General features: G+C 45.7%; 24 protein-coding genes. 15 read left to right on the forward strand and 9 right to left on the reverse strand.

All coding sequences use genetic code 11. The annotated features are described in order from the left end of the window. Positions 1 to 256: 256 nt before the first annotated feature. The 7 genes from KNO96_RS09830 to dnaA all read right to left on the reverse strand — a co-directional run bounded on the left by KNO96_RS09830 (position 257) and on the right by dnaA (position 10049). Positions 257 to 1246, reverse strand: coding sequence for an HD-GYP domain-containing protein (locus tag KNO96_RS09830; protein ID WP_214703525.1), 990 nt, complete (start codon positions 1244 to 1246; stop codon positions 257 to 259). 59 nt (positions 1247 to 1305) lie between these two features. Continuing rightward, positions 1306 to 3873: a DNA gyrase subunit A gene (gene gyrA, locus KNO96_RS09835; protein WP_214703526.1), complete on the reverse strand. Its 2568-nt coding sequence runs from the start codon at positions 3871 to 3873 to the stop codon at positions 1306 to 1308. 22 nt (positions 3874 to 3895) lie between these two features. Next, positions 3896 to 5824 carry a DNA topoisomerase (ATP-hydrolyzing) subunit B gene (gene gyrB / locus KNO96_RS09840; protein ID WP_214700766.1) on the reverse strand — a complete coding sequence of 643 codons (1929 nt, stop codon included), beginning with the start codon at positions 5822 to 5824 and terminating at the stop codon, positions 3896 to 3898. A gap of 49 nt (positions 5825 to 5873) precedes the next feature. Next, on the reverse strand, positions 5874 to 6992 hold the full coding sequence (gene recF / locus KNO96_RS09845; RefSeq protein WP_026824744.1) for a DNA replication/repair protein RecF: 1119 nt from the start codon (positions 6990 to 6992) through the stop codon (positions 5874 to 5876). 1 nt (position 6993) lies between these two features. After that, the gene (yaaA, locus tag KNO96_RS09850) at positions 6994 to 7209 is read right to left on the reverse strand and encodes a S4 domain-containing protein YaaA (RefSeq protein ID WP_015880213.1); all 216 of its coding nucleotides are present in this window, start codon (positions 7207 to 7209) and stop codon (positions 6994 to 6996) included. A 126-nt stretch (positions 7210 to 7335) separates the two neighbouring features. Beyond that, positions 7336 to 8475, reverse strand: a complete 1140-nt coding sequence (dnaN, locus tag KNO96_RS09855) for a DNA polymerase III subunit beta (RefSeq protein ID WP_026824743.1) — start codon at positions 8473 to 8475, stop codon at positions 7336 to 7338. A gap of 197 nt (positions 8476 to 8672) precedes the next feature. Next, complete coding sequence (dnaA, locus tag KNO96_RS09860; RefSeq protein ID WP_026824742.1) at positions 8673 to 10049, reverse strand: chromosomal replication initiator protein DnaA; 1377 nt, start codon at positions 10047 to 10049, stop codon at positions 8673 to 8675. 763 nt (positions 10050 to 10812) lie between these two features. On the opposite strand from dnaA, the gene rpmH reads away from it, so the two are divergent. The 4 genes from rpmH to KNO96_RS09880 all read left to right on the forward strand — a co-directional run bounded on the left by rpmH (position 10813) and on the right by KNO96_RS09880 (position 13063). Further along, positions 10813 to 10947, forward strand: a complete 135-nt coding sequence (gene rpmH, locus KNO96_RS09865; protein WP_015880216.1) for a 50S ribosomal protein L34 — start codon at positions 10813 to 10815, stop codon at positions 10945 to 10947. Positions 10948 to 11101: 154 nt separating this feature from the next. Beyond that, positions 11102 to 11446 carry a ribonuclease P protein component gene (gene rnpA, locus KNO96_RS09870; RefSeq protein ID WP_214700767.1) on the forward strand — a complete coding sequence of 115 codons (345 nt, stop codon included), beginning with the start codon at positions 11102 to 11104 and terminating at the stop codon, positions 11444 to 11446. Positions 11447 to 11551: 105 nt separating this feature from the next. Next, entirely contained in the window at positions 11552 to 12412 is an 861-nt protein-coding gene (yidC, locus tag KNO96_RS09875; RefSeq protein WP_026824740.1) for a membrane protein insertase YidC, read from the forward strand. A 105-nt stretch (positions 12413 to 12517) separates the two neighbouring features. Continuing rightward, on the forward strand, positions 12518 to 13063 hold the full coding sequence (locus KNO96_RS09880) for an HdeD family acid-resistance protein (RefSeq protein WP_214703527.1): 546 nt from the start codon (positions 12518 to 12520) through the stop codon (positions 13061 to 13063). 13 nt (positions 13064 to 13076) lie between these two features. Here KNO96_RS09880 and KNO96_RS09885 read toward each other — a convergent pair whose 3' ends face one another. Beyond that, positions 13077 to 13835 (reverse strand): nucleotidyltransferase domain-containing protein, encoded by a 759-nt coding sequence (locus KNO96_RS09885; protein WP_214703528.1) that lies wholly within the window; start codon positions 13833 to 13835, stop codon positions 13077 to 13079. 170 nt (positions 13836 to 14005) lie between these two features. On the opposite strand from KNO96_RS09885, the gene mnmE reads away from it, so the two are divergent. The 5 genes from mnmE to KNO96_RS09910 all read left to right on the forward strand — a co-directional run bounded on the left by mnmE (position 14006) and on the right by KNO96_RS09910 (position 19793). Next, positions 14006 to 15385 (forward strand): tRNA uridine-5-carboxymethylaminomethyl(34) synthesis GTPase MnmE, encoded by a 1380-nt coding sequence (gene mnmE / locus KNO96_RS09890; protein ID WP_214703529.1) that lies wholly within the window; start codon positions 14006 to 14008, stop codon positions 15383 to 15385. 15 nt (positions 15386 to 15400) lie between these two features. Continuing rightward, entirely contained in the window at positions 15401 to 17287 is a 1887-nt protein-coding gene (mnmG, locus tag KNO96_RS09895; RefSeq protein WP_214703530.1) for a tRNA uridine-5-carboxymethylaminomethyl(34) synthesis enzyme MnmG, read from the forward strand. 4 nt (positions 17288 to 17291) lie between these two features. After that, a complete protein-coding gene (gene rsmG / locus KNO96_RS09900) occupies positions 17292 to 18008 on the forward strand; it encodes a 16S rRNA (guanine(527)-N(7))-methyltransferase RsmG (RefSeq protein ID WP_214703531.1) in 717 nt (238 codons plus the stop codon). Positions 18009 to 18089: 81 nt separating this feature from the next. After that, a complete protein-coding gene (gene noc / locus KNO96_RS09905) occupies positions 18090 to 18974 on the forward strand; it encodes a nucleoid occlusion protein (RefSeq protein WP_015880224.1) in 885 nt (294 codons plus the stop codon). 36 nt (positions 18975 to 19010) lie between these two features. Continuing rightward, entirely contained in the window at positions 19011 to 19793 is a 783-nt protein-coding gene (locus KNO96_RS09910) for a ParB/RepB/Spo0J family partition protein (RefSeq protein ID WP_214703532.1), read from the forward strand. Here the strand turns inward: KNO96_RS09910 and yyaC are convergent. Further along, on the reverse strand, positions 19766 to 20392 hold the full coding sequence (gene yyaC / locus KNO96_RS09915) for a spore protease YyaC (protein WP_026824733.1): 627 nt from the start codon (positions 20390 to 20392) through the stop codon (positions 19766 to 19768). The genes KNO96_RS09910 and yyaC overlap by 28 nt on opposite strands. A 170-nt stretch (positions 20393 to 20562) precedes the next feature. Between yyaC and KNO96_RS09920 the strand changes: the two genes are divergently transcribed. The 6 genes from KNO96_RS09920 (at position 20563) to rpsR (ending at position 24196) form a co-directional block, all read left to right on the forward strand. Continuing rightward, complete coding sequence (locus tag KNO96_RS09920; RefSeq protein ID WP_051545930.1) at positions 20563 to 21504, forward strand: mechanosensitive ion channel family protein; 942 nt, start codon at positions 20563 to 20565, stop codon at positions 21502 to 21504. Beyond that, a complete protein-coding gene (locus tag KNO96_RS09925) occupies positions 21494 to 21697 on the forward strand; it encodes a DUF951 domain-containing protein (protein WP_026824731.1) in 204 nt (67 codons plus the stop codon). The genes KNO96_RS09920 and KNO96_RS09925 overlap by 11 nt, the downstream gene beginning before the upstream one ends. 153 nt (positions 21698 to 21850) lie before the next feature. Next, on the forward strand, positions 21851 to 22951 hold the full coding sequence (ychF, locus tag KNO96_RS09930; RefSeq protein ID WP_026824730.1) for a redox-regulated ATPase YchF: 1101 nt from the start codon (positions 21851 to 21853) through the stop codon (positions 22949 to 22951). Between the two features lie 130 nt (positions 22952 to 23081). Continuing rightward, positions 23082 to 23369 carry a 30S ribosomal protein S6 gene (rpsF, locus tag KNO96_RS09935; RefSeq protein ID WP_026824729.1) on the forward strand — a complete coding sequence of 96 codons (288 nt, stop codon included), beginning with the start codon at positions 23082 to 23084 and terminating at the stop codon, positions 23367 to 23369. A gap of 37 nt (positions 23370 to 23406) precedes the next feature. After that, positions 23407 to 23922: a single-stranded DNA-binding protein gene (gene ssb / locus KNO96_RS09940; protein WP_026824728.1), complete on the forward strand. Its 516-nt coding sequence runs from the start codon at positions 23407 to 23409 to the stop codon at positions 23920 to 23922. A 43-nt stretch (positions 23923 to 23965) separates the two neighbouring features. Then, positions 23966 to 24196 (forward strand): 30S ribosomal protein S18, encoded by a 231-nt coding sequence (rpsR, locus tag KNO96_RS09945; protein WP_015880232.1) that lies wholly within the window; start codon positions 23966 to 23968, stop codon positions 24194 to 24196. Positions 24197 to 24344 lie beyond the last annotated feature (148 nt).

The raw sequence follows: 24344 nt of genomic DNA on the forward strand, positions 1-24344 counted from the left end.
CGTCCTGAGCCAGGATCAAACTCTCCAAAGAATTTGATATAGCTCTTAAATTGACGAAGCTTGCGCTTCATTCAAAAATTGTAAAACTTATTTTTGCCTCATCGTTCAGTTTTCAAAGTTCGTCTGCCGCTCTTAGCGACTCATTTATAGTAACACCTGTATTTATATCCGTCAACTATAAAAATAAAGTTTTTTGAAAAAGAATAAATAAAGACAATTCCCATCTATTTTTGTGAAAGGAATCGTCAGTTTCTTCTTATTGGAACGCTACAATCCGAACTTCATTCAAACGGGATAAATCATATTCTTTTTGATTCGTATTTTCTATGACGATAGGCTGATCGATACAAGTCGTATATGCATGAATCTTCCCACGCACCCCGCTACTTAATAAAACGGATCGACCAATCTCATAAAATCCTAGTAAAGTAGCAATATGCGACAGCGCTTCTTCATCATATGCTTTGTTCTGACACATATAAAAATATGCTTCTTCTGGAGAGAGTGGTTTTCGAAACGTTCTTTGGGCCGTTAACTGACAAAAGCGGTCCGCTACAATAAATAGAGGAGAAGCTGGATTTAGTTCGCGCTCAGTTAGACGTTTCGGAAACCCAGCTCCATCTAATCGTTCATGATGTTCTTCGATTAATTGATACACGCGTCCTCGTAACGTTTGAGTGCTTGGCAACATCGCTGCTGAGACAAGCGGATGTTGATACAAAAGTTCCCGCTCCATTTTTGTGAAATAACGCATATGAGACCATTTCCGAATTTTAGCATAACTTGCATCCGCAAAATAAGAAGCGAGTCCATAATCAAATTGAAGTTGATGCTCATCACCTCGATACTTCGATAAGGCATGAGAAACGAGAGCTCGATAGATTGCATGATAAATAACATGGTTCTTTCGTAAGGGCTGATCTGTAAAGAAATGAACAACTGCTGACAACGGTACTTCTTGACGAAAGAGTTGATGAATGAATTCTAGAGCCTCATAAGGATTAGGGGCAATCCGTTCTTCCCATTGATTGTAATGCTTTTCATATTGAAGCACCTGGCCATATAAAATATCCTTTTCTTTTGAAGTGAGGGTCGTTCGTTCTACAGGCGCGACATCAATCTCTTCGATTTTTAAGAAACGGAGTAAACGAAGGTGTTCATTCGTTAAGTGAATTCCGGCCTCTAAGGAAGAAACTGGTGACAATAAAGTCATGCCAACATGTACAGTAGATAAGTTCAAACGCACGCGAATCCCTCCTATATATAGAAAAAAGGTCGAACGGAAACACCGCTCGACCTCTCGTCTTACTCATTCACATTAGACGATTCGTCAGGTTTAGGTGCTTCATCCTCAAACCCATTCTCCAAATCGACTGCTAATTCCTCTTCTAATTCATCTTTTTTCAGTTTAGCGATAGTCGCTAAACGATCGCCTTCTTCAATGTTCATCACTTTTACACCACGTGTGCTTCGACCCATCTGAGAAATCGTTTGCGAATCGATACGAATCGCGACCCCATGTTCTGTCATCAACATAATGTCATCATCTTCATCTACGACACGCATACCAACGACTGTCCCACGGTCTGTCTTGATTCCAATGATTCCGGAACCACCACGACCTTGTGTGCGGAATTGCTCCATGGCCGTACGTTTTCCGTATCCTTTTTCCGTGATGATCAAGACATCTTGTGTTGTTCGAACGATTTCCATTGAAACGACCAAATCGTCTTCTTTCTTCAAACGAATCGCGCGTACTCCTCGTGCCGTACGTCCCATCGAGCGAACTTCTCCTTCAAGTGGGAAGCGAATCGACATTCCTTGGCGTGTGACAATCAACATCTCATCATCACTCTTCGCAAGACGGACCGTGACGAGTTCGTCTGTCTCATTCAAGCTAATAGCGCGGAGACCGTTTTTGTTGATTCGAGCGTATGCCGAGAGTGGGGAACGTTTGACCAAGCCCTCTTTTGTGATAAACACAAGAGACAACTGCTCATCTGCCACTTCTTCTGATTCATCCTCTGCCTCTTCTACTACCGTTTGGTTAGCCAAGTAACTGTTGAAATCGACCGGAATCATTGTTTCGACTTTTTCACCCTTGTCGATTTGAAGCAAGTTAATGATTGGCATTCCTTTCGCGGTACGGCTCATCTCAGGAATTTCGTATCCTTTGAGACGGAAGACGCGTCCAAAGTTCGTAAAGAACAGGATGGTATCGTGTGTCGATGCTGAAAGCAAGCGAAGGACGAAATCTTCATCGTTCGTTCCCATTCCTTGTTTTCCACGTCCTCCGCGGCGCTGTGTCCGATAAGAATCCGATGGAATCGATTTGATATAGCCTTCACTCGTGAGCGTGATCATCATGTCACGAACCGGAATCAAATCCTCATCCTCAAGCTCGACGATATCTGTACGAATCACCGTACGACGTGCATCGCCATATCGTTCTTTGATTTCAAGCAGTTCGTTGCGGATGATATCGAGGAGCAACTCCTCATCTCCAAGAATCGCACGAAGTTCTTCAATCAACGCTTTCACTTCACGATATTCGCCTTCAATCTTCTCACGTTCCAATCCAGTCAAGCGTTGGAGGCGCATATCTAAGATTGCTTGCGTCTGTTCAGTCGAAAGTCCAAAACGGGCAATCAACTTTTCACGAGCCTCGTCACCTGTACGCGTACTACGGATGATGGCGATAACTTCATCCAAGTGATCCAAGGCAACACGAAGACCCTCTAAAATGTGAGCACGTGCTTCCGCTTTGTCCAAATCGAATTGCGTACGACGACGTACGACCTCTTTTTGGTGTTCGATGTAGTAATAAATCGCTTGTTTGATGTTCAACGTTTTTGGACGACCGCCTACAAGGGCGAGCATGTTGACCCCGAACGTCGTTTGCATCGGTGTTTGTTTGTATAAATTGTTTAAGATGACACTCGCATTCGCGTCGCGGCGAACCTCAATGACGATTCGCATCCCGTTCCGGTCCGATTCATCTCGTAAGTCTGTGATGCCCTCAATCTTTTTATCGCGGACCAAGTCGGCAATCTTTTCAACGAGACGTGCTTTGTTGACTTGGTAAGGAATCTCGTGCACGAGAATGCGCTCACGGCCATTTTTCAACGTCTCGATTTCGGCTTTCGCACGCATCGTAATCGACCCACGTCCGGTTTCATACGCACGACGAATTCCGCTACGTCCCAAAATCTCTCCCGCTGTCGGGAAGTCAGGACCTGGGATGTGTTGCATCAATTCAGCAATCGTAATGTCTGGATTGTGAGAAAGGGCCAAGACGCCATCGATGACTTCGTTCAAGTTATGTGGTGGAACGTTTGTCGCCATCCCAACGGCAATCCCGCTCGTTCCGTTCACAAGGAAGTTTGGGAATCGAGCCGGGAGTACGACCGGTTCTTTTTCTTCACCATCGAAGTTCGGTTGATAATCGATTGTGTTTTTTCCGATGTCTCGTACGAGTTCCATCGCAATTTTAGACATCCGTGCCTCGGTATAACGCATCGCAGCGGCTGAATCACCATCGACTGAACCAAAGTTCCCGTGACCGTCGACTAATTCATAACGATAACTGAAATCTTGAGCCATACGGACCATTGTCTCGTAAACGGCTGAATCACCGTGAGGGTGGTACTTACCGATTACATCCCCGACGACGCGCGCCGACTTTTTATGTGGCTTGTCCGCACGAATCCCAAGTTCGTTCATCGCATATAAAATACGACGGTGAACCGGCTTCAATCCATCTCGCACGTCCGGAAGGGCACGTGATACGATGACACTCATCGCATAGTCCATGAATGACGTCCGCATCTCTTGGCTAATATTTATATCCTTGATATTTTCTTGTTCTGCCATTCGTTATTGCCTACCCTTCTTATTAAATATCGAGGTTCTTCACGTAATGGGCGTGAGATTGAATAAAGTCACGGCGTGGCTCGACGTTGTCCCCCATGAGTGTTTCGAAGATTTCATCCGCTTCAATCGCATCTTGAAGATCGACACGGAGCATCGAACGCGTTTCTGGGTTCATTGTCGTATTCCATAACTGCTCAGGGTCCATTTCTCCAAGACCCTTGTAACGTTGAACGCTATAACGTGCATTTTCAGGAAGTTGTGCAATCGTAGCTTGCAACTCACGCTCGTTTTGAACGTAGGTTGTTTCTTTACCATGCTTCACACCATAGAGCGGTGGTTGTGCGATATAAACATATCCACTTTCAACGAGTGGGCGCATATAACGATAGAAGAACGTCAACAATAGCGTCCGAATGTGTGCACCATCGACATCGGCATCGGTCATGATAATCAATTTGTGATAGCGCGCTTTTGATAAATCGAACTCGTCCGCAATCCCTGTTCCAAGAGCCGTGATGATCGTCCGGACTTCTTGGTTGGCCAAAATCTTATCAAGACGTGCTTTCTCGACGTTGATGATTTTACCTCTAATCGGCAAAATCGCTTGGAAGTGACGGTCACGTCCAGACTTCGCTGAACCACCCGCCGAGTCACCCTCGACGATGTACAATTCAGACTTCGATGCGTCTTTTGAAGAACAGTCGGCCAATTTCCCTGGCAATGAACTGACTTCGAGTATTCCTTTACGACGCGTCATCTCTCGTGCCCGCTTCGCTGCAAGGCGTGCGCGTGCCGCCATCAAACCTTTATCGACAATGAGACGACCGACCGATGGGTTCTCGAGCAGGAATTGTTCGAACGTATCGCTGAACAACGTGTCCGTTGCCGTCCGTGCATCGGCATTCCCGAGTTTAGTTTTCGTTTGCCCTTCAAATTGAGGAGAAGGGTGTTTGACCGAGACAATCGCCGTCAATCCTTCACGGACATCGTCTCCGGAAAGACTACCATCGGCTTCTTTCATCAATCCGAACCGTTTCGCATAATCGTTGATGGAACGTGTGAGGGCTGTTTTAAATCCAGTCTCGTGTGTTCCCCCCTCATGCGTCGGAATATTGTTCGTGAACGAATAGATGTTACTAGCAAAACCTTCGTTGTACTGAAGTGCAATTTCCACTTCGATTCCATCTTTTGTACCGTGTACATACACAGGTTCTTCATGAATCGAAGCTTTCGAACGGTTCAAGTGCTCAACGTAAGATTTGATTCCACCCTCATAGTGATAATTACGCTCGATCGTCTCATCACTACGATCATCTTTTGCAACGATTCGTAGTCCCTTATTCAAAAAGGCAAGCTCACGCAGACGTGTCGCCAACAGATCAAAGTCATACTCGAGAGTTTCTTGGAAGATGTCCCCGTCTGGGAAGAAGCGGACAGTCGTCCCTGTCGTATCTGTCGTCCCGACGATCTCGAGTTCACCCTGTGGAACACCTCGCTTAAACGCTTGGTAATACACATTTCCATCGCGACGAACGAACACTTCAAGCTTTGTCGATAAGGCGTTAACAACCGACGCCCCGACACCGTGAAGACCTCCAGATACTTTATATCCGCCACCGCCGAACTTACCACCCGCATGCAACACTGTGAATATAACTTCAACGGCAGGTCTACCTGTTTTCTTTTGAACGTCGACTGGAATTCCGCGCCCATTATCTTCGACAACAATCGAGTTTCCTGGCTCAATCGTCACTGTGATTGTGTCACAGTAACCTGCAAGCGCCTCATCGATGGAGTTATCGACAATTTCCCATACTAAATGGTGGAGACCGCGAGAGCTTGTGGAACCGATATACATCCCTGGACGTTTACGAACAGCTTCTAAGCCTTCAAGGACTTGAATCTGATCGGCGCCGTACGCTTGCAATTCTTTTTCATTTTCATTACTCATCGGTTATTTTCACCTACTATACATGTTTTGGTGTTCCTGTTTGACACGATCACATTGACTCTATTTCAACTTCACCTTGTTTCACGTGAAACACTTTGGCTTGTTGAATCGTTTCATGTGCAATCCCATCAATGTTTGTTGTTGTCAAAATTGTTTGTACTTTCCGTCCCATCGTATCGAGGAGATGGGTTTGGCGATGATCGTCAAGCTCAGATAACACATCGTCTAATAACAACAGAGGATACTCGCCTACTTCTTCATGAATCAACTCAATTTCAGCTAGCTTCAATGACAAGGCCGCCGTTCGTTGCTGACCTTGTGAACCGAACGTTTGAACATTTCGATTGTTGACGTACAATTCAAAATCGTCGCGATGTGGACCAAACAAGGTCACACCTCTTCGTCGTTCGTTCTCTCTTATTTTATCAAACTTTTGACGATACGTTTCAAACATCTGTTCTTTTGAGAAGCGTTCTTTTTGGAACGTATCCGAAACGTATTGAATTGTCAGTGTTTCCAGTTCTCTCGTAATCCCAGAATGAATCGGATTAGCCCATTTTTCGAGCTGGTCGATGAAATGATAGCGTCTCATCACGATTTTCACAGCGAGTTCAATCAATTGATCCGTTAACACCTCGAGTAACGTCTCATCGCCACCTTTTGCAGATAACTGCTTCAACAAGGCGTTTCGCTGTTTCAGCGTCTTCAAGTATTGATTGAGTTCATGTAAGTACACCGGACTGACCTGACCGATTTCCATATCTAAAAATCGCCGTCTCCCTTGTGGACTGCCTTTCACGATGGCTAAGTCTTCAGGCGCGAACAAGACGACGTTAAATGCGCCGACATAGTCACTGAGACGACGTTGTTCTAAATGATTGAGCTTTGCTTTCTTTCCTTTAGGAGAAAATGAGAGACTTTGTACTGCTTCACCAGTACGTTTATGAATCCGTCCTTCGATACTCGCAGCGTCAGCTTCCCATCCGATTAATTCACGGTCTTGTGTCGTCCGATGCGATTTCGCCAGCGCAAGTACGTAAATCGATTCGAGAAGATTCGTTTTCCCTTGGGCATTCTCACCAATTAGAACATTTGTCTGTTCTGAAAAATCTAGCTCGAGGGTTTCGTAGTTGCGATAGTTTTGCAATCGGATCGACTTTAAGTACACGTCAATTTCCCTCGATTTGATATTCCCCGAAGCCTTCGACTTCGATTGTATCTCCATCTCTTAATTTACGGCCACGGCGTTGATCTTGCTCACCGTTTACTTTAATCATGACATCCTCTAAAAAGAACTTCGCTTGTCCCCCACTCGAGATGATGTCTGCTAATTTTAAAAATTGTCCGAGTGTCACATACTCGGTTGTAATCGACACTTTTTCCATGTCGTCACTCCCTTTCCCATATGCTGATCTGAAAAAATCGCCATACATATTAGTTTATCGAAAATCGTCGAATAAGGCAAAAAGAGGGATGATAAGGTAAGACACCTCATCATCCCTATCCGCAGCTTACGATGTACGGACTGGCAAAATCAGTTGAAGAACGCTATCTTGTTCAACCGGTCGTAAAATGAACGGTCGCATCGAACCAGTGAACTGGATTTCGATTTCAGATGCATCGAGTGCCCGAAGTGCGTCCATCACGAATTTTGAGTTAAAGGAAATTTTTAGTTCTTCCCCTTCAAGCGATAAAATACTGACACGTTCAGACACTTTCCCGACTTCTGGTGAGTGTGAAGACACTTCAACTGCCGTTGTATCTTCCGCTACAAATTTAATGACGTTGTTGCGGTCTGCACGTGCCAAGAGTGAAGCACGATCAATGGCTTGTAAGAATTCTTTCGCGTTCATGCGTACCGCAGTACGATATTCTTCTGGAATGAGACGTGACGTATCAGGATACGCACCGTCTAACAAGCGAGAGAAGAATGAGATGTTCTTCATTCGGAACAAAATCTGTTGATCTGTGAGGACGATCTCAATCGGTAATTCTTCGCGGTCGAGTAACTTTGCCAATTCGTTAAGTGAACGACCTGGAACGACGACATTTTGGAACGTTAAATCATTATCCGTCTCAAAGCGGGCACGACGAAGTGCCAATCGGTGACTGTCCGTTGCGACACATGTAAGGAATCCTTTCTCAGCTGAGAAGTTGACTCCAGTTAATACTGGGCGTGTCTCTTGTGATGAAACAGCAAAACTCGTTTGACGAATGATCGTCTTCAAAAGATCGGCCGGTAAGTAGAACCGACGGTCACTTGCAAGTTCCGGTAGACGAGGATATTCGTCCGGGTCGAGTCCATTCAAGTGAAACTCCGCCTGTCCAGACTCAATTCGAGTCATGAAGTTCGGAGATACTTCGAGGGTGACTTCATTTGTCGGTAACTTCTTCACGATTTCTCCTAAGAAGCGAGCGTTTAAAACGACGCTTCCCGCACGTTGAATTTGAATGAGTTCAATTCCACCCTCTTCGATTGGAATCAAGCGTTCAATCGAAATTTCGGTGTCACTTCCTGTCAGTGTCAAACCGTCCGCATGTGCTTCAAGTTTTAATCCTGTCAAAATTGGAATTGTTGTACGTGAAGCCACAGCTTTTGATACATCTTGTACTGCTTGCATAAATACATCTCGTTGAATCGTTAAATGCATGTGGATAATTCCTCCTAAGGTGAAATGAGTCAATTTCCTAATGATAATAATAGTATTAATTAAGTCATAATAGTAGTAAGGGCTGTGGATACTGGGGATAAGTCCCTTTAAGCCTACGTATAAAGCCATTCCGCTTGTGAATAACTTGTGGATAACTAAGGTGGTTTATCCACAGGATATCCACAGAGAATTCTTCATTAGTTAGACAGTGCCTTTTTCAACGTTTGAATCGTCTCTTGCATTTCCACATCGTTTTTCAGGAGTGTACTAATCTTTTCATGGGCATGAATCACAGTCGTATGATCGCGTCCTCCGAACTCCTCCCCGATTTTAGGCAATGAACTCTCCGTCATCTCTCGAGACAAATACATCGCAATCTGGCGTGGAAATGCCAGTGTTTTAGTACGCTTTTTCGAATTTAATTCTTCTACTTGAATGTTGAAGTGTTGACTGACAATTTCTTGAATGTCACGAATGACTATCTTCTTCGCTTCCTGAACGGGCATGATATTATGAAGCGCTTCAGCTGCAACGTCCGGATCAATTGGTCGTCCGACTAGTTTTGCGTAAGCGACGACACGTGTCAATGCCCCTTCTAGCTCACGAATGTTCGTATCGATTTGATTAGCGATATAAAGCATGACTTCATTAGAGATATCAAGACCTTCAGCAGTCGCTTTTTTACGAAGAATCGCAATACGTGTCTCGAGGTCTGGCGGCGTGATATCCGTAATCAGCCCCCATTCGAAACGCGAGCGCAGCCGATCTTCTAATGTTGGAATTTCTTTCGGTGGTCGATCACTTGAAATCACAATTTGTTTTTGATCGTTGTGTAACGCGTTGAAAGTGTGGAAAAACTCTTCCTGAGTCTGCTCTTTCCCTGCTAAGAACTGAATATCATCAATGAGCAGCACATCGATATTCCGATAGCGATTACGAAACTCACCGGTTTTGTTGTCCCGGATCGAGTTGATAAATTCGTTCGTAAATTTTTCAGAGGAAACATAGGCAATTCGAGCTCCCGGTTTTTGAGCTTTTACGTAATGACCGATTGCATGCATCAAATGCGTCTTCCCAAGTCCGACGCCTCCATAAATGAATAGTGGATTATACGCGCGTGCAGGTGCTTCGGCGACAGCGAGAGATGCTGCATGGGCAAATCGGTTCCCTGAGCCGATGACAAATGTCTCGAAAATGTATTTGTCATTCAGTTGTCCAAGATCCCCTTCCTCTTTTGAAGGTAATGGTAAGGGTTGTTCTTTTGTTTCTGTCACAGCAATTGATTCGTGAGATCCATCAGCTGGAGCATACTTGTGTGCTTGAGATTCTTCAATAAAATGAATTTCAAGTTTGTTATTTGTGATCTCTTCGACTGTATCTTGTAAAAGAGATAGATACTGCCGCTCTAACCATGTAACGATAAAACTAGCAGGTGCCGACACGACGAGTGTCGTTCCCATCAAGGATATTCCTTCGGTTGATTTTAACCACATGTCAAAACTAGCTTTTGGCGTTCGCTCTTCTTCTTCGATTACCGATAAGACATTTCTCCAAATCTCGCGAGCATTCTTCAATAAAAGACCTCCTTTACTCACATGTTAGGTAAAACTTATTCACACGATATACACATACACTATTTTATAGTAGAAACTAGGGTTATCCCCAAAGAACAAAAACTGTGGATAAAGTTATCCACATGGTGTTCATTATGGGGATAACATTTATCCACAGCCTGTGTATATCTTGGAATCACGAATTGTTCATCCACAAGTTTGTGCACATTCAGTTTAGCAAAATAAAATAGACGTGGCAATGCTTTTTGGTATTTATCCACAGATTAAGAAAAGTATCCACACCCACTTATCCACATGCTGTGTAGTTTGTGGATAACGTGTGGATATGTTGTGGATAACGATATATTCGGGTATGAAAGAATAAAAAAGTTATACACAAAAGAGGAAGAAGGAAACTGTAGAAATGTTTTTGTAAAAGAAGAAAACGAAAAAATGAAGAATTTAATTATGAAAAAAGAGGAGTTATTCACATATAAATGTGGATAACTTCGAGTGATTGTGGATAAAATGGCTCAACATCAATATTTATAAAGACCATTTATAAAATGTGTAAAGGTTGTGTATGAATTTTTCCTCTACTAGCATATGAACTAGATCAATTTCACCTTCAAGTAGAGATTCCAGAACGCTTCCTTCGTTGAATTCGAAAACTGCTCGAAAATACATTGACAATTGGTGAAACGATTTATATAATCTTAAAGACTGCCTTAAATGAAACTATAACTTGCTAATAGAGCGTTAATCTTGAGGAGGTGCTGTAACCATGAAACCAACTTTCAATCCTAACAACCGTAAGCGTAAGAAAGTCCACGGATTCCGTGCACGCATGGCGACTAAAAACGGTCGTAACATTCTTGCTGCTCGTCGTCGTAAAGGCCGCAAAGCCTTGACTGTATAATTTCGAATAAAAATTGCCCGGGGATCCTGTCCTCGGGCAATTTTTTAGTTCGTCACAGAAACGTAGCATTTCATCGATTCTCCCTCGTTCAAATGATGCGGATATGATATGATGTTAGTTGACGATTTTTGAAGCGAAGGATGGAGTGAGAATTTTGAAAAAAGAATACCGCCTGCAAAAGAATGAAGAGTTCCAAGCGGTGTTTCGCGAAGGACGCTCCGTGGCCAATCGTCAGTTTGTCGTCTACACGCTCAAAGCGGATCAAGCGCATTTCAGAGTGGGCCTTTCCGTCAGTAAAAAGCTTGGCAATGCTGTGGAACGGAACCGTATGAAACGATTGATGCGTGAGTCGCTTCGATTGCTCGAACCAAACGTTGCACCAAATGATTATGTCATCATCGCCCGGAAGCCTGCGACTGCATTAACGCAGTCGGAAGTGACCGAGAGTTTGAAACACGTATTCAAACGGTCGAAAGTTTGGCAAAAGCAAGGCCGGTGACCATGACAATCTGAATTTGTTCTCTCATATAATCAGAGTCTTATAAGATTGCCCGATCGACGTGTGCGTTAAAAAAGAATTGATAATGAAAGTGTAGGAGGAACTATGAGCAAAAAGCTAAAATTAGGATTACTCGCTGCCATGACTGCGGTCATCATGCTGATGGCAGGCTGTGTGGATCCGTCTACCATCCAAGCCGAACCAGTTACGGCTGACACAGAAGGTTTTTGGTCGAAGTACTTTGTATGGCCGCTCGCATGGCTTTTGAAGGAAGTTGCTTACTTAGTAGGTGGCCCTTGGCAATACGGGATTTCAATCATCATTGCGACAATCATCGTTCGTTTGTTGATTCTCCCACTCATGATCAAGCAGACGAAGAGTATGGGGGCAATGCAAGTGTTGCAACCAGAAATGCTGAAGCTTCGTGAAAAGTACAGCTCGAAAGACCAAGAAACACAACGTAAACTCCAAGAAGAGATGATGAAACTTTATCAAGAGTATCAAATCAACCCGCTCGCAGGGTGTTTGCCAATCTTGATTCAAATGCCAATTCTCTTCGCGTTCTATGATGCGATTCGTCGTACACCTGAGATTTTTGAGGCGAACTTCTTATGGTTTGACCTCGGTGCTCCGGATCCGACATTTGTTTTGCCAATTTTAGCGGCAATCTTGACGTTTGCACAACAAAAAATCTCAATGGCGGGTCAAGAACAGAACCCACAATTGAAGATGATGCTCTATATCTTCCCGGTCATGATCTTTATCATGTCAATCAACCTTCCAGCTGCCCTCTCATTGTACTGGGTAGTCGGATATATCATCTCAATCATCGTCACGATGGCAATCATGCTCCCGATGCGTGAGAAGATGAAGGTAGCAGCAGAAGCGAAAATCGCTGCGAAAGAAGCAGAGCGTGCAGCTCTTGCTGAAGAAGAAAAGAAAAACAAAAAGAAAAAGCGTAAATAATCATTAAGCTGGGTGTCTCATGACACTCAGCTTTTTTTTGTGGGGTTGCGTGTCGATGAGACGGGAATAAAGAAAGAAAGGAATAAAAAAAGGAGGTGTAGAAAAATGGAAGCATTCATTCACCGCTTGGAGCGATCGACATTATGGCAAGCTGTCATTTATTTTGTGCTCGGTGTTCTTATTCTGCTGTACCCTCGATTTTTCTTTGATGTTATGGTGTATGTGATTGCTGGATATTTGGCCATTATGGGTATATGGATGGTTTTTCAAGGCATCCGCAGACGACAGGAAGGTTTACCACCATCTTTCTTTATGGGGGTAATTTATTTGATATTGGGGGCGATTGTCTTCTTCTTCGCAGAGACGTTAGCGAGCCTTCTTCCGATTTTAATCGGAGCACTGTTTTTATTTGGTGGAATCATTCGCCTGATTCAAGCGCGTGGATACCGTCAATCAATGGCAGGACGATGGCTCTGGTTTTTGATTGGAAGTATATTGTGGATTGGTGTTGGGATTCTCATGTTGACGAATCCATTTAGCAGTCTGCTCGTCCTGTTCCAACTGTTCGGTGGGATTATCATCGCTATTGCTGTGCTAGAACTCGTTCTCTATTTCACGATTCGCTCGACGAAACGGCAAACACGTTACTAAAGAACAAGCCGCCCTATACACGGGGGCGGCTTGTTTCTCGTTGAATCAACTGTTCCATGAACGGTCCGAATACGTCGTAACCGGGTAATGTCGCGAAGAACGGTTGCTCCTCTTTGAGTCGCTCGATATACATGCGGGCGGCCTTTTCGTGCGAAGCGGGGGTCAATTGGTCATAAAACGAATGTAAATCGATTGTTTGTCGTTGTGCCACATCTTTTAAGCCGAGCGATGCCCGTTCAGGTGTGTGGTGGGCGGCTAACACATATGCGAAATGAACCATCCCTTGCCGAAGCATCTCGGTCGCCCAGATGCCGTTACCTCGATTGCGAGATTTCGTATATTGGAAAAAGAACCAAATCGTATCGAACGCATGCTCACCCGTCGACACATCATCTAACTGCAAAGAACTTTCATGCGCGCAGAGAAGGTGAGCCGGATCATAGAGCACATGAATCGAGTCTTGATGATTCAACGAATCTTTCGTGACGGTGAACAGGTCGACGTGAAGAAAATCATCGTATACGACAATGAGTTGTGGGGCGACGATGTGAATCTCATCTTTCAACAAGACTGGGCGATACGCAAGGAGGTGCTCGAGACGTCTTGACAGGAAGGATATCTCTTGGTCAGGCTGAACCATTACATAGAGGTCCACATCGGAATGTTCATCTTCTTCTCCTCGACCGAACGAACCTTTCATAAAGACGGCTTGAACCGCTTCGTCCTGCTTAAGTCGTTCGGTGATAACTTGAATCGCTGTCTGTTGTTTCACATCCATACCCTCTCTTCTATGTAAATATATTCCTTTATTGTACGAAAATAATGGGAAGATTCGCAATGACTTTATTGATGGACGAACGCTTTCGTTCAAGTCGAATATCGTGTATAGTAGGTTCGTTATGCATATGATAGAAGAAGATGTTTAGGTTTGGAGGGAGAAAGATGCTAGAGTTTGACACGATTACAGCGATTTCGACACCGATGGGTGAAGGTGCCATCGGGATTGTCCGATTATCGGGCGATTTGGCGGTCGAAACGGTGAACAATGTGTTTTCTGGAAAAGACTTAACAACAGTCGATTCACATACGATTCATTATGGAACGTTGAAATATCCTGATACGGGCGAGGTCGTCGATGAAGTCATGGTCAGTATTATGCGCGCACCGAAGACGTTCACACGAGAAGATGTCGTCGAGATCAATTGTCATGGGGGCGTCGTGGCGGTCAATCGTGTCCTGGAGCTCATTCTCGACCAACCCGACATCCGCTTAGCAGAACCAGGCGAGTTCACAAAACGCGCCTTTTTGAATGGTCGTATCGATTTATCTCAAGCAGAAGCGGTCATGGACCTGATTCGAGCGAAGACGGACCGGGCAATGAACGTTGCGATGTCTCAAATGGAAGGACGATTATCACGACTCGTTCGTGAGTTACGCCAACAATTACTCGAGACGATTGCGGCAGTCGAGGTCAACATCGACTATCCGGAATATGATGCAGAAGAGATGACACAGGCCATCGTCGAAGAGAAGGCTGGCGAAGTCAAGCACATCCTTGAGCAGTTGCTTGAGACAGCAAAGCAAGGGAAAATCTTACGTGAAGGTTTGGGCACGGCGATTATCGGGCGACCGAACGTCGGAAAGTCCTCACTCATGAATACGCTTGTTCAAGAGACGAAGGCAATTGTCACAGAAATCGCTGGGACGACGCGTGATACGATTGAGGAATACGTCAATGTGAAAGGCGTTCCGCTCAAATTGATTGATACTGCAGGGATTCGGGAAACAGAAGACATCGTCGAACGAATCGGTGTGGAGAAGTCGAGGAAGGCATTGGAAGCTGCGGACTTGGTCCTTCTCGTCTTGAACGGTCATGAAGGATTGACAGTTGAGGATGAGGCGTTGTTTGAAGCGGTCAAAGACATGAATGCCATCATCATCATCAATAAGACGGACTTGCCACAAAACATGGATTCTTCTAAGCTAGAGAAACTAGCGGCAGGACGTCCGATCGTGGCGACGTCGCTCTTACTAGATGAGGGAATCGATGCGCTTGAAGCGGCCATTGCAAACCTCTTCTTCGCAAAAGGCGTCGAGTCGCAGGATATGACATATATCTCGAACGCTCGACACATTCAGTTAATCAAACGAACGATTGGCCAAATTGATGAGGCGCTCGGCAGTGCCGTCATGAATATGCCGATCGATATGGTCCAAATCGATTTACGTCGTGCGTGGGATACGCTCGGTGAAATCAATGGAGATACCGTACAAGAGAGCTTGATTGACCAGCTCTTTTCACAATTTTGTCTTGGGAAATAATAAGGAGGAACGAATATGGCTTATACGGCAGGCGAATTTGACGTCATCGTCATCGGGGCCGGGCACGCAGGGATCGAAGCGGCACTCGCATCGGCTCGAATGGGTGCGAAAACAGCGATGCTGACGATGAATCCAGACATGGTCGGGTTCATGTATTGTAACCCTTCAATCGGTGGACCGGCGAAAGGGATCGTCGTACGTGAAATCGATGCGCTCGGTGGTGAGATGGGTCGTGCGATTGACGCGACATACATTCAAATGAAGATGCTCAACACATCGAAAGGTCCGGCGGTACGTGCGTTACGAGCACAGGCGGACAAATTCCAATACCAAAATCATATGAAGAAAGTGCTAGAAGACGAGCCGAATTTACTTCTTCGTCAGGCACTCGTTGAACGCTTGTTGATTGAGGACGGGGTAGTACGCGGCGTGGTAACGAACACGGGTTCAGAATATCGCGCGAAAGCTGTCATCGTCACAACGGGAACGTTCATGCGTGGTCAAATCATCATCGGTGAATTGGCTTATGAAAGCGGTCCGAACAACCAAATGCCATCGGTCGAGCTGTCGAAGCATCTAGAAGAGCTCGGTCTCGACTTGGTTCGATTCAAAACGGGGACACCACCACGAATCGACGGAAAGACAATCGATTACTCGAAGACGGAGATTCAGCCAGGAGACGAGAATCCATCATTCTTCTCGTACACATCGACGGATTTGAACCCGATCGAACAAATTCCATGCTGGCTCACATACACGAGTGAGCGCACGCATCAATTGATTGATGAGAACCTTCATCGTTCACCGATGTATTCGGGCGCGATCAAAGGGACGGGACCACGTTATTGCCCATCAATCGAAGACAAAGTCGTTCGATTTAACGATAAACCGCGTCACCAAATCTTCTTGGAGCCAGAAGGTCGCGACACAGAAGAAATTTACGTCCAAGGCTTCTCGACGAGTATGCCAGAAGATGTGCAGCATCAAATGCTTCGGACAATCCCAGGTCTTGAAAACTCAGAGATGATGCGTCCGGGTTATGCGATCGAGTACGATGCGGTCGTACCGACTCAACTTTGGCCAACTCTCGAAACAAAAGCAGTCCCAGGTCTCTTCACAGCGGGACAAATCAATGGGACGAGTGGTTATGAAGAAGCGGCCGGACAAGGCATCATGGCGGGAATCAACGCCGCATGCAAAGTGCTCGGTAAAGACTCTGTCATCTTGGACCGTTCGCAAGCGTATATCGGCGTCTTGATCGATGACCTCGTGACGAAAGGGACGAACGAACCGTATCGTCTACTCACTTCGCGTGCCGAATATCGTCTCTTGTTGCGTCATGACAACGCGGACTTGCGACTTAGCGACATCGGGTATGAGATCGGATTACTTTCAGAAGATCGTCATGCCCACCTCAACGAGAAGCGTATAGCGATTGAAAAAGAAGTGAAGCGACTTGCGTCACTTGTCGTTAAATCGACACCTGAAGTCAATGAGATGCTCGAATCACTCGGTGCACACCCGCTCAAAGAAGCGACGCATGCCAACATCTTGTTGAAACGTCCGGAAGTATCTTATGAAGCGCTCATGACGGTCGTTCCATCCGCGGAAGAATTGTCGTTTGAAGTGAAAGAGCAAGTTGAGATTCAAGTGAAGTATGAAGGCTATATTTCCAAACAGCTTGAACAAGTCGAGAAGATGCGTCGTATGGAAGAAAAACGAATCCCAGAAAACTTGGATTACGATGCAATCGGTGGTCTCGCGACAGAAGCAAAACAAAAACTAAAACAAGTTCGTCCCCTTTCGATCGGACAAGCGTCACGCATCTCAGGCGTAAATCCGGCAGACGTGTCAATCTTGCTCGTCTACATCGAACAAGGACAATACGCAACGGTGGAGTGAAACGATGAACGAATCTCAATTTATTGAAGCGTTACGAGCTGAAGGGTTTGAATTGAATGAGACACAACTCACTCAGTTCAAACGCTACTTCGAAATGCTTGTCGAATGGAACGAAAAAATGAATTTAACAGCCATCACAGATCAGGAAGAAGTGTATTTGAAACACTTTTATGATTCGCTCAGCGCAGCGTTTCACTTCGATTTCACGAAAGTCGAAACGGTATGTGATGTCGGGGCGGGGGCGGGATTCCCGAGTCTTCCTCTTAAAATTTTATTCCCGCACTTACACGTCACAATCATCGATTCATTGAATAAGCGCATCACGTTCTTGAACGAGTTGGCCCTTGCCCTCGGACTAGAAGGTGTCGCTTTCCATCATGGGCGGGCCGAAGAGTTCGGGAAAAATAAAAAGTTCCGTGAACAGTTTGATGTCGTCACAGCGCGTGCGGTTGCCCGCATGACCGTGTTGGCGGAATACTGTTTACCACTCGCGAAATTAGGCGGAAGCTTCGTCGCGCTTAAAGCGGCCAAGGTTTCTGACGAGATGGCAGATGCCAAAAACGCTTTAGCTGTTCTAGGCGGAAAAGAAAAATCGACATACCAGTTCCTATTGCCAGGAGAGATGAGTGAGCGTAATATCGTAGTTGTAGATAAACTACGAAAAACGCCCGGGAAATATCCGCGTAAAGCGGGGACGCCGGCGAAAGAGCCACTTATCTGATGATGTCGTTTCACGTGAAACAAAAGCAGATTCCAGTGGTGGAGTCTGCTTATTTTTTTACATAAAAAGGGGTGCCCGACGTTGAAGAATAGATTTGCGAAATTGTTCGGTGTGAATCGAAAAGACGAAGTTGCCGTGACTCAGATTGCGGAAGTTCGAGCGGATGACACGGTACAGGAACTCTCGTTATCACGATTACGTCCCAACCGTTACCAACCACGAAAAGTGTTTGAACCGGCTAAAATTGAAGAACTGGCAACGACGATTTCGGAACACGGGCTGCTTCAACCAATCGTGGTCCGAAAGGCAGACGGGGACTGCTATGAAATCATTGCCGGAGAGCGTCGCTTCCGAGCGGTGAAATCTCTCGGTTGGTCAGCAATCCCGGCAATCGTTCGCGATATGGACGATGATACGACAGCCGCACTCGCCCTGATTGAAAACTTGCAGCGTGAGCAGTTGAGCCCAATCGAAGAGGCAGAAGCATACGATCGTTTACTTGCCTTGAACGGCTTGACTCAAGATGCGCTCGCGAAGAGTTTAGGGAAGAGTCAGTCGACGATTGCCAATAAGTTGCGTTTGTTGAAATTACCTGAGGATGTAAAACAGTCGCTTCGCGATCGTCGGATCAATGAACGACATGCGCGTGCACTGCTACCGTTAAAAGAAGAAGGATTACAACTCCAAGTTCTCGCTGAAGTATTGGAGCAAGACTTCAACGTCAAGGAGACGGAAGAGCGAGTCGCCTTTTTGACAACGCCAATCGAGGAAGAAAAGCGTAAACCAAAAAAACAACGTCGTCGGACGAAGAGTTTTGCGCGCGACACGCGAATCGCCATTAACACGATTCGTGACTCAATCGATTTGATTGGGAAAACAGGGATTGATGTCCAAACTGAAGAAGTAGACGAAGAGGAATTTGTTGAAATTCGAATTCGCATCCCGAAAGCGCGGCCTCAAAAATGAGTCCGTGCTTTTTCATACGATGAAGGAGGTTTGTAGATGGAACGATTAGCCTTAAAATTCATTCGCCCAAACCCGAATCAGCCCCGGAAACAATTTGAGGTGGAAAAACTCGAAGAATTGCGTCAATCGATTGAGCGCTACGGGGTATTACAGCCGATTGTCGTTCGAAAAGCGACTGGATACTATGAAATCATCGCCGGAGAAAGGCGATTTCAGGCTGCGAAACTCGCCGGGCAAGAAGACATTCCCGCTTTAATCGTCACGGCCGACTCGGATCGGGTCATGGAACTAGCTTTGATTGAAAACATACAGCGAGCAGACTTGAACGCGATCGAAGAAGCGGTCGCATATGAACAATTGATGAAGACGCTAGGACTGACGCAACAACAGTTGGCAGACCGTGTCGGGAAAAGTAGAAGCCACGTGACGAACAGCTTACGTTTGCTTCGCTTACCGAGTGCGGTTCAGCACGCGGTCATGGTCGGAGATTTAACGATGGGTCATGCGCGGGCCATTACAGGTGTGAAGTCGGAACAATTGATGGAACAGATCGCAAAACGCGTCATCACCGAGCATTGGACGGTCCGACGCCTTGAGCGTTACTTACAAAAAGAGCGCACAGAAAAAAAGACGCTGAAGCAATCGAACGCCGATATCGAAGCGGTCGAAGCGGTGCTTGCAGAGCGTCTTCAAATGGATGTATCGATTCGCCCACGCAGAAAAGGGGGCGTCCTCGAGTTGAAGTATTTTTCACAAGACGACTTGGAACAATTGTTGACGTTATTATCACCTCAAGACTTTGACTCGTCCCGTGACTGACGAAGTCGTGTGATGGCGGCCTCTTCATGATGAAGACGTCCGATGCGTGCATCAAAGTCGACGAACCCGTCTGTAATGAAGCGTGCGAGTTCATAAACGAGATGAAGGCGGGTATTCTGCAAAATCATCATTTCCATGAACCCGCTCACGTTTACGACGGCTTTTATATTATAAGCGCCTACTGCCGGAAGTTCTTTTTGAACACCCGCGCCAGGGGCAAGTGGCCCTTCTGAGAAAAAGACATACCCGACACTCGACAAACGACCGAGGCAAGCATCAATAGCAATAATGAGCGGCTGATGAAAGCGTGTTTGAATCTCATGCAACGTTTCCACCAAGTTAAGCGCATGTACGGGCTTGGTTAACGTGCCGTAAACGTGTAAATTCCGGATGTGACGTTCTTCCAAGAACGTCCCGACGAGGGGACCGAGAGAATCACCGGTCGAACGGTCCGAACCGATGCAAACAAGGACGATGGGGCGATGGGCTTCATTGGCCAACTGTTCATGAAGCTGGTCCGCAAGCAGTCTGGATCCACTCCGCTCAGTGTGTTCAATGAAGAAGGAGTATGGTTTATGAGGTTTTAAGCGAAACGGCATGAATCTCATCCTCTCTTCTAAGCTGCCTATTCCTAGTTGCGATGGGGGATTGATCTCGTATTAAACCATTCCCAAAAGTGGAAAACATCTAAACTTCCGAATGCAGTGTTTGAGAAAAGTCACGAAATGTGTTTTGATGATTTAGAATCTACGACTTTTGAGGTGAAAAGATGGCTTCGCAAAATACAGAAAAAGATTTAAACACGGTTGCGGATGAAACGATTGATAGCGTGAACCGATTCGTGGAATATTTCAAAGATACGGACATGTGGATTGGGCTTGGGATTAAACTCGCCGGTGTGGCGCTCATTATCCTTGGTTTATACATCGCGACAAGAATCTTGACCACGATGGTGGAACGCGTGTTTACGCTCCGAAAAATAAAAGAAAATGACATTGTCGCACAACGACAGAACGAAACGTTATTGAAACTGGCACAAAATACGATTCGTTATGTCATCGGATTGATCATGGTCCTGACGGTGCTTGGGCAATTCGGCGTAAATATTGCCGGGTTGATTGCTTCGGCCGGTGTGGCAGGTCTCGCTATTTCATTTGGTGCCCAAAGTTTGGTGAAAGACGTCATCACCGGTGCGTTCATCATTTTCGAAAACCAGTATAAAAATGGGGATTACGTCAGCTTGAACCAAGAAGTTGAAGGGATCGTCATCGAAGTCGGCATCCGGACGACAAAGTTAAAAGGATTGAACGGACAAGTATCCATTATTCCGAACGGACAGATCATGCAAGTGACGAACTACTCACTTGAAAACAGTGTGGCGGTCGTCGATGTTGGTGTTGCTTATGAAGAAGACATGGAACGCGTTGAATCGGCGATTAAAGAAATCGCAAAAGAAGTTGAGGCAAAATATCATGACCTCTTCATCGAACCGATTACCCTTGCTGGCGTGCAATCGCTCGGGGCTTCAGAGGTCGTCTATCGCTTGATGGCAGAAGTACCACCGACCCAACATTTCACAGCCGGCCGGATTCTGCATAAAGAATTGAAAGCCGGATTCGACAAACGCAATATTGAAATTCCGTACCCACGTACGGTTATGTTACCCCCTAACCCGACTCCTAAAGGAGGAGAAGTAGAAAATGCACAGTAAAACTTATGCGTTGAACGATATTGTGGAAATGAAAAAACCACATGCCTGCAAGACGAATCGCTGGCAAATCACACGTGTAGGGATGGACATTCGCATCAAATGTCAAGGTTGTGGAGCAAGTGTGCTCATGCAACGCCGGGACTTTGATAAGCGATTCAAGAAAGTGCTTGAGCAAGGCAACGCCGCGGAATAAGCGGCGTTTTTCTTTAGGTTATGAACGTGAGTTGCGGTTTAATCGTGGACTATCTATAATTGTGAAGGATGTGACGGTGTGGTGTACTGAATGTACCCACTCCACAGACGGTTTAACATTTCCCGGGAAACACCGGATGAGGAGGAACTATTAGTGGGATTAACAGCAGGAATTGTCGGATTGCCAAACGTCGGGAAATCGACATTGTTTAATGCGATTACACAAGCAGGAGTCGAAGCGGCTAACTATCCGTTCGCGACGATCGACCCGAATGTCGGCGTCGTAGAAGTACCAGATGCACGCCTTGATCGATTGACAGAACTCGTCAAACCAAAAAAGACGGTTCCAACAGCGTTTGAATTTACAGATATCGCCGGAATCGTTAAAGGGGCTTCAAAAGGTGAAGGACTCGGAAACAAGTTCTTAGCGAATATTCGCGAAGTCGATGCAATCTGCCAAGTCGTTCGTTGTTTTGAAGATGAGAACATCACGCACGTCGCGGGTCGTGTCTCACCAATAGACGACATTACGACAATTAACCTTGAATTGATTTTAGCCGACCTCGAGTTAGTTGAAAAACGGATCACGCGTGTTCAAAAAATGGTCAAATCAAAAGATAAAGGTGCCGCACAAGAACTCGAGGCACTTGAAATCGTGCAAGCCGTCTTAGAAGAAGAACGTCCTGCCCGTGTCGCAGAGCTCACGGATGACCAATTGGCAATCGTGAAGCACTTCCAACTATTGACGATGAAACCGATGTTGTACGTGGCAAACGTCAGTGAAGAAGAAGTAGCGGATGCGGATGCAAACGAACATGTTCAAGCCGTCCGTGATCACGCGACAACAGAAGGGGCGCAAGTGATTGTCATCTGTGCACGCATCGAAGAAGAAATTTCAGAACTCGAACCTGAAGAACGTCTTGAGTTCTTACAAGATCTCGGCATCGAAGAGTCTGGACTCGATCAATTGATTCGTGCGGCTTATTCGACACTCGGTCTTGCAACGTACTTCACTGCAGGTGAAAAAGAAGTTCGTGCTTGGACGTTCAAACAAGGGATGAAAGCACCACAGTGTGCTGGTGTCATCCACTCAGACTTCGAACGGGGCTTTATTCGTGCCGAAGTCGTCTCATATGACGATCTTTCAACGGCTGGCAATATGACGATGGTAAAAGAACAAGGGAAACTTCGTTCTGAAGGAAAAGAATACGTCTTCCAAGACGGCGATGTTGTCACATTCCGTTTCAACGTATAAGTTGATTTTCGGAAACGTATTGTAAAAGTTAAGTAAGTTTGATAGTATATTATGACGTGAGTAAAACAATTGTTTGCTCCTTGCTCCTGCAATTGGTAGGGGCCGCTAGTCCAAGAGGAGGTGAAAGATAATGCGTAAATACGAACTTCTTTACATTATCCGTCCATCAGTTGATGAGGAAGCGAAGAAAGCTTTAATCGAACGCTTCAACAACGTCATCACTGAAAACGGTGGTACTGTTGAAAAAACAACAGACATGGGTAAACGTCGTCTCGCTTATGAAATCAACAAGATGCGTGAAGGACACTACGTTCTTCTTAACATCGTTGCTGAACCTAAAGCGATCCAAGAAACAGAGCGTCTCATGAAGATCTCTGACGACGTTGTCCGTCAAATGACAACAAAAGACGAGCGTTAATCCTTAACGTTTCGTATCGTGAAAGGGGATCTTGGAGATGATTAACCGAGTTGTGTTAGTTGGTCGATTGACTCGCGATCCGGAAATGCGTTATACGCAGAGCGGAATCGCCGTAACACGCTTTACTCTCGCTTGCGATCGTCCATTTGCTGGGCAGGATGGGAAGCGCGAGACGGACTTTATTGATTGTGTCGTTTGGCGCAAACAAGCAGAGAACGTAGCACAATACTTGAAAAAGGGCAGCATGGCCGGCGTTGACGGTCGCCTTCAAATCAGTAGTTACGAAGGACAAGATGGCCAACGTCGTTACCGGGCAGAAGTAGTCGCCGACAGCGTACGCTTCCTTGAACCACGCGGAGCTTCAGGGCAACGTGAGCAAGCACCATCTGGAGATGTCTTCAGTGGTGGTGAGTCAAGTGGATCAGGATGGGGCGCAGGAGCTGCTTCGACTTCATCTCAGTCCTCAAACCAGTCTTCAAATAAAGGTTTTGATGCAGATCCGTTCTCGGGTGGCAACAAAATTGACTTGTCAGATGATGATTTGCCATTCTAATCATCGTTGACATGAAAAACTAACTTATAAAGGAGGTCTTCACATGGCACGTCGTCCAGGAGGTCGTCGTCGTCGTAAAGTATGTTTCTTTACGTCGAACAACATCACTCATATCGATTATAAAGACGTAGAATTACTCAAACGCTTCGTTTCAGAGCGTGGTAAAATTCTTCCACGTCGTGTGACTGGTACTTCAGCGAAATACCAACGTCCACTTACTGTCGCTATCAAGCGTTCACGTCAAATGGCTTTGCTTCCATACGTTGCAGAGTAATGTTTGACGAACGACTTATCCTTTTGGATAAGTCGTTTTTTTGTATTTCATCTCGTCTGTAAGTGTGTAAGTGAAACCGACGAATATGGTATGATAGAGCAGAAACCTTTACGATTCCATGGGTGAACATTACTCATTTTAGGAGGCA

Source organism: Exiguobacterium sp. s89 (assembly GCF_018617735.1).
Taxonomy (GTDB): domain Bacteria; phylum Bacillota; class Bacilli; order Exiguobacteriales; family Exiguobacteriaceae; genus Exiguobacterium; species Exiguobacterium marinum.

Coding starts and splice junctions, on each gene's coding strand:
- gyrA (WP_214703526.1), bottom strand. CDS start 3,873: ATGGCAGAACAAGAAAATATCAAGGATATAAATATTAGCCAAGAGATG.
- gyrB (WP_214700766.1), bottom strand. CDS start 5,824: ATGAGTAATGAAAATGAAAAAGAATTGCAAGCGTACGGCGCCGATCAG.
- yaaA (WP_015880213.1), bottom strand. CDS start 7,209: ATGGAAAAAGTGTCGATTACAACCGAGTATGTGACACTCGGACAATTT.
- dnaN (WP_026824743.1), bottom strand. CDS start 8,475: ATGCATTTAACGATTCAACGAGATGTATTTATGCAAGCAGTACAAGAT.
- rpmH (WP_015880216.1), top strand. CDS start 10,813: ATGAAACCAACTTTCAATCCTAACAACCGTAAGCGTAAGAAAGTCCAC.
- yidC (WP_026824740.1), top strand. CDS start 11,552: ATGAGCAAAAAGCTAAAATTAGGATTACTCGCTGCCATGACTGCGGTC.
- KNO96_RS09880 (WP_214703527.1), top strand. CDS start 12,518: ATGGAAGCATTCATTCACCGCTTGGAGCGATCGACATTATGGCAAGCT.
- mnmE (WP_214703529.1), top strand. CDS start 14,006: ATGCTAGAGTTTGACACGATTACAGCGATTTCGACACCGATGGGTGAA.
- mnmG (WP_214703530.1), top strand. CDS start 15,401: ATGGCTTATACGGCAGGCGAATTTGACGTCATCGTCATCGGGGCCGGG.
- rsmG (WP_214703531.1), top strand. CDS start 17,292: ATGAACGAATCTCAATTTATTGAAGCGTTACGAGCTGAAGGGTTTGAA.
- KNO96_RS09910 (WP_214703532.1), top strand. CDS start 19,011: ATGGAACGATTAGCCTTAAAATTCATTCGCCCAAACCCGAATCAGCCC.
- yyaC (WP_026824733.1), bottom strand. CDS start 20,392: ATGCCGTTTCGCTTAAAACCTCATAAACCATACTCCTTCTTCATTGAA.
- KNO96_RS09920 (WP_051545930.1), top strand. CDS start 20,563: ATGGCTTCGCAAAATACAGAAAAAGATTTAAACACGGTTGCGGATGAA.
- KNO96_RS09925 (WP_026824731.1), top strand. CDS start 21,494: ATGCACAGTAAAACTTATGCGTTGAACGATATTGTGGAAATGAAAAAA.
- rpsF (WP_026824729.1), top strand. CDS start 23,082: ATGCGTAAATACGAACTTCTTTACATTATCCGTCCATCAGTTGATGAG.
- ssb (WP_026824728.1), top strand. CDS start 23,407: ATGATTAACCGAGTTGTGTTAGTTGGTCGATTGACTCGCGATCCGGAA.
- rpsR (WP_015880232.1), top strand. CDS start 23,966: ATGGCACGTCGTCCAGGAGGTCGTCGTCGTCGTAAAGTATGTTTCTTT.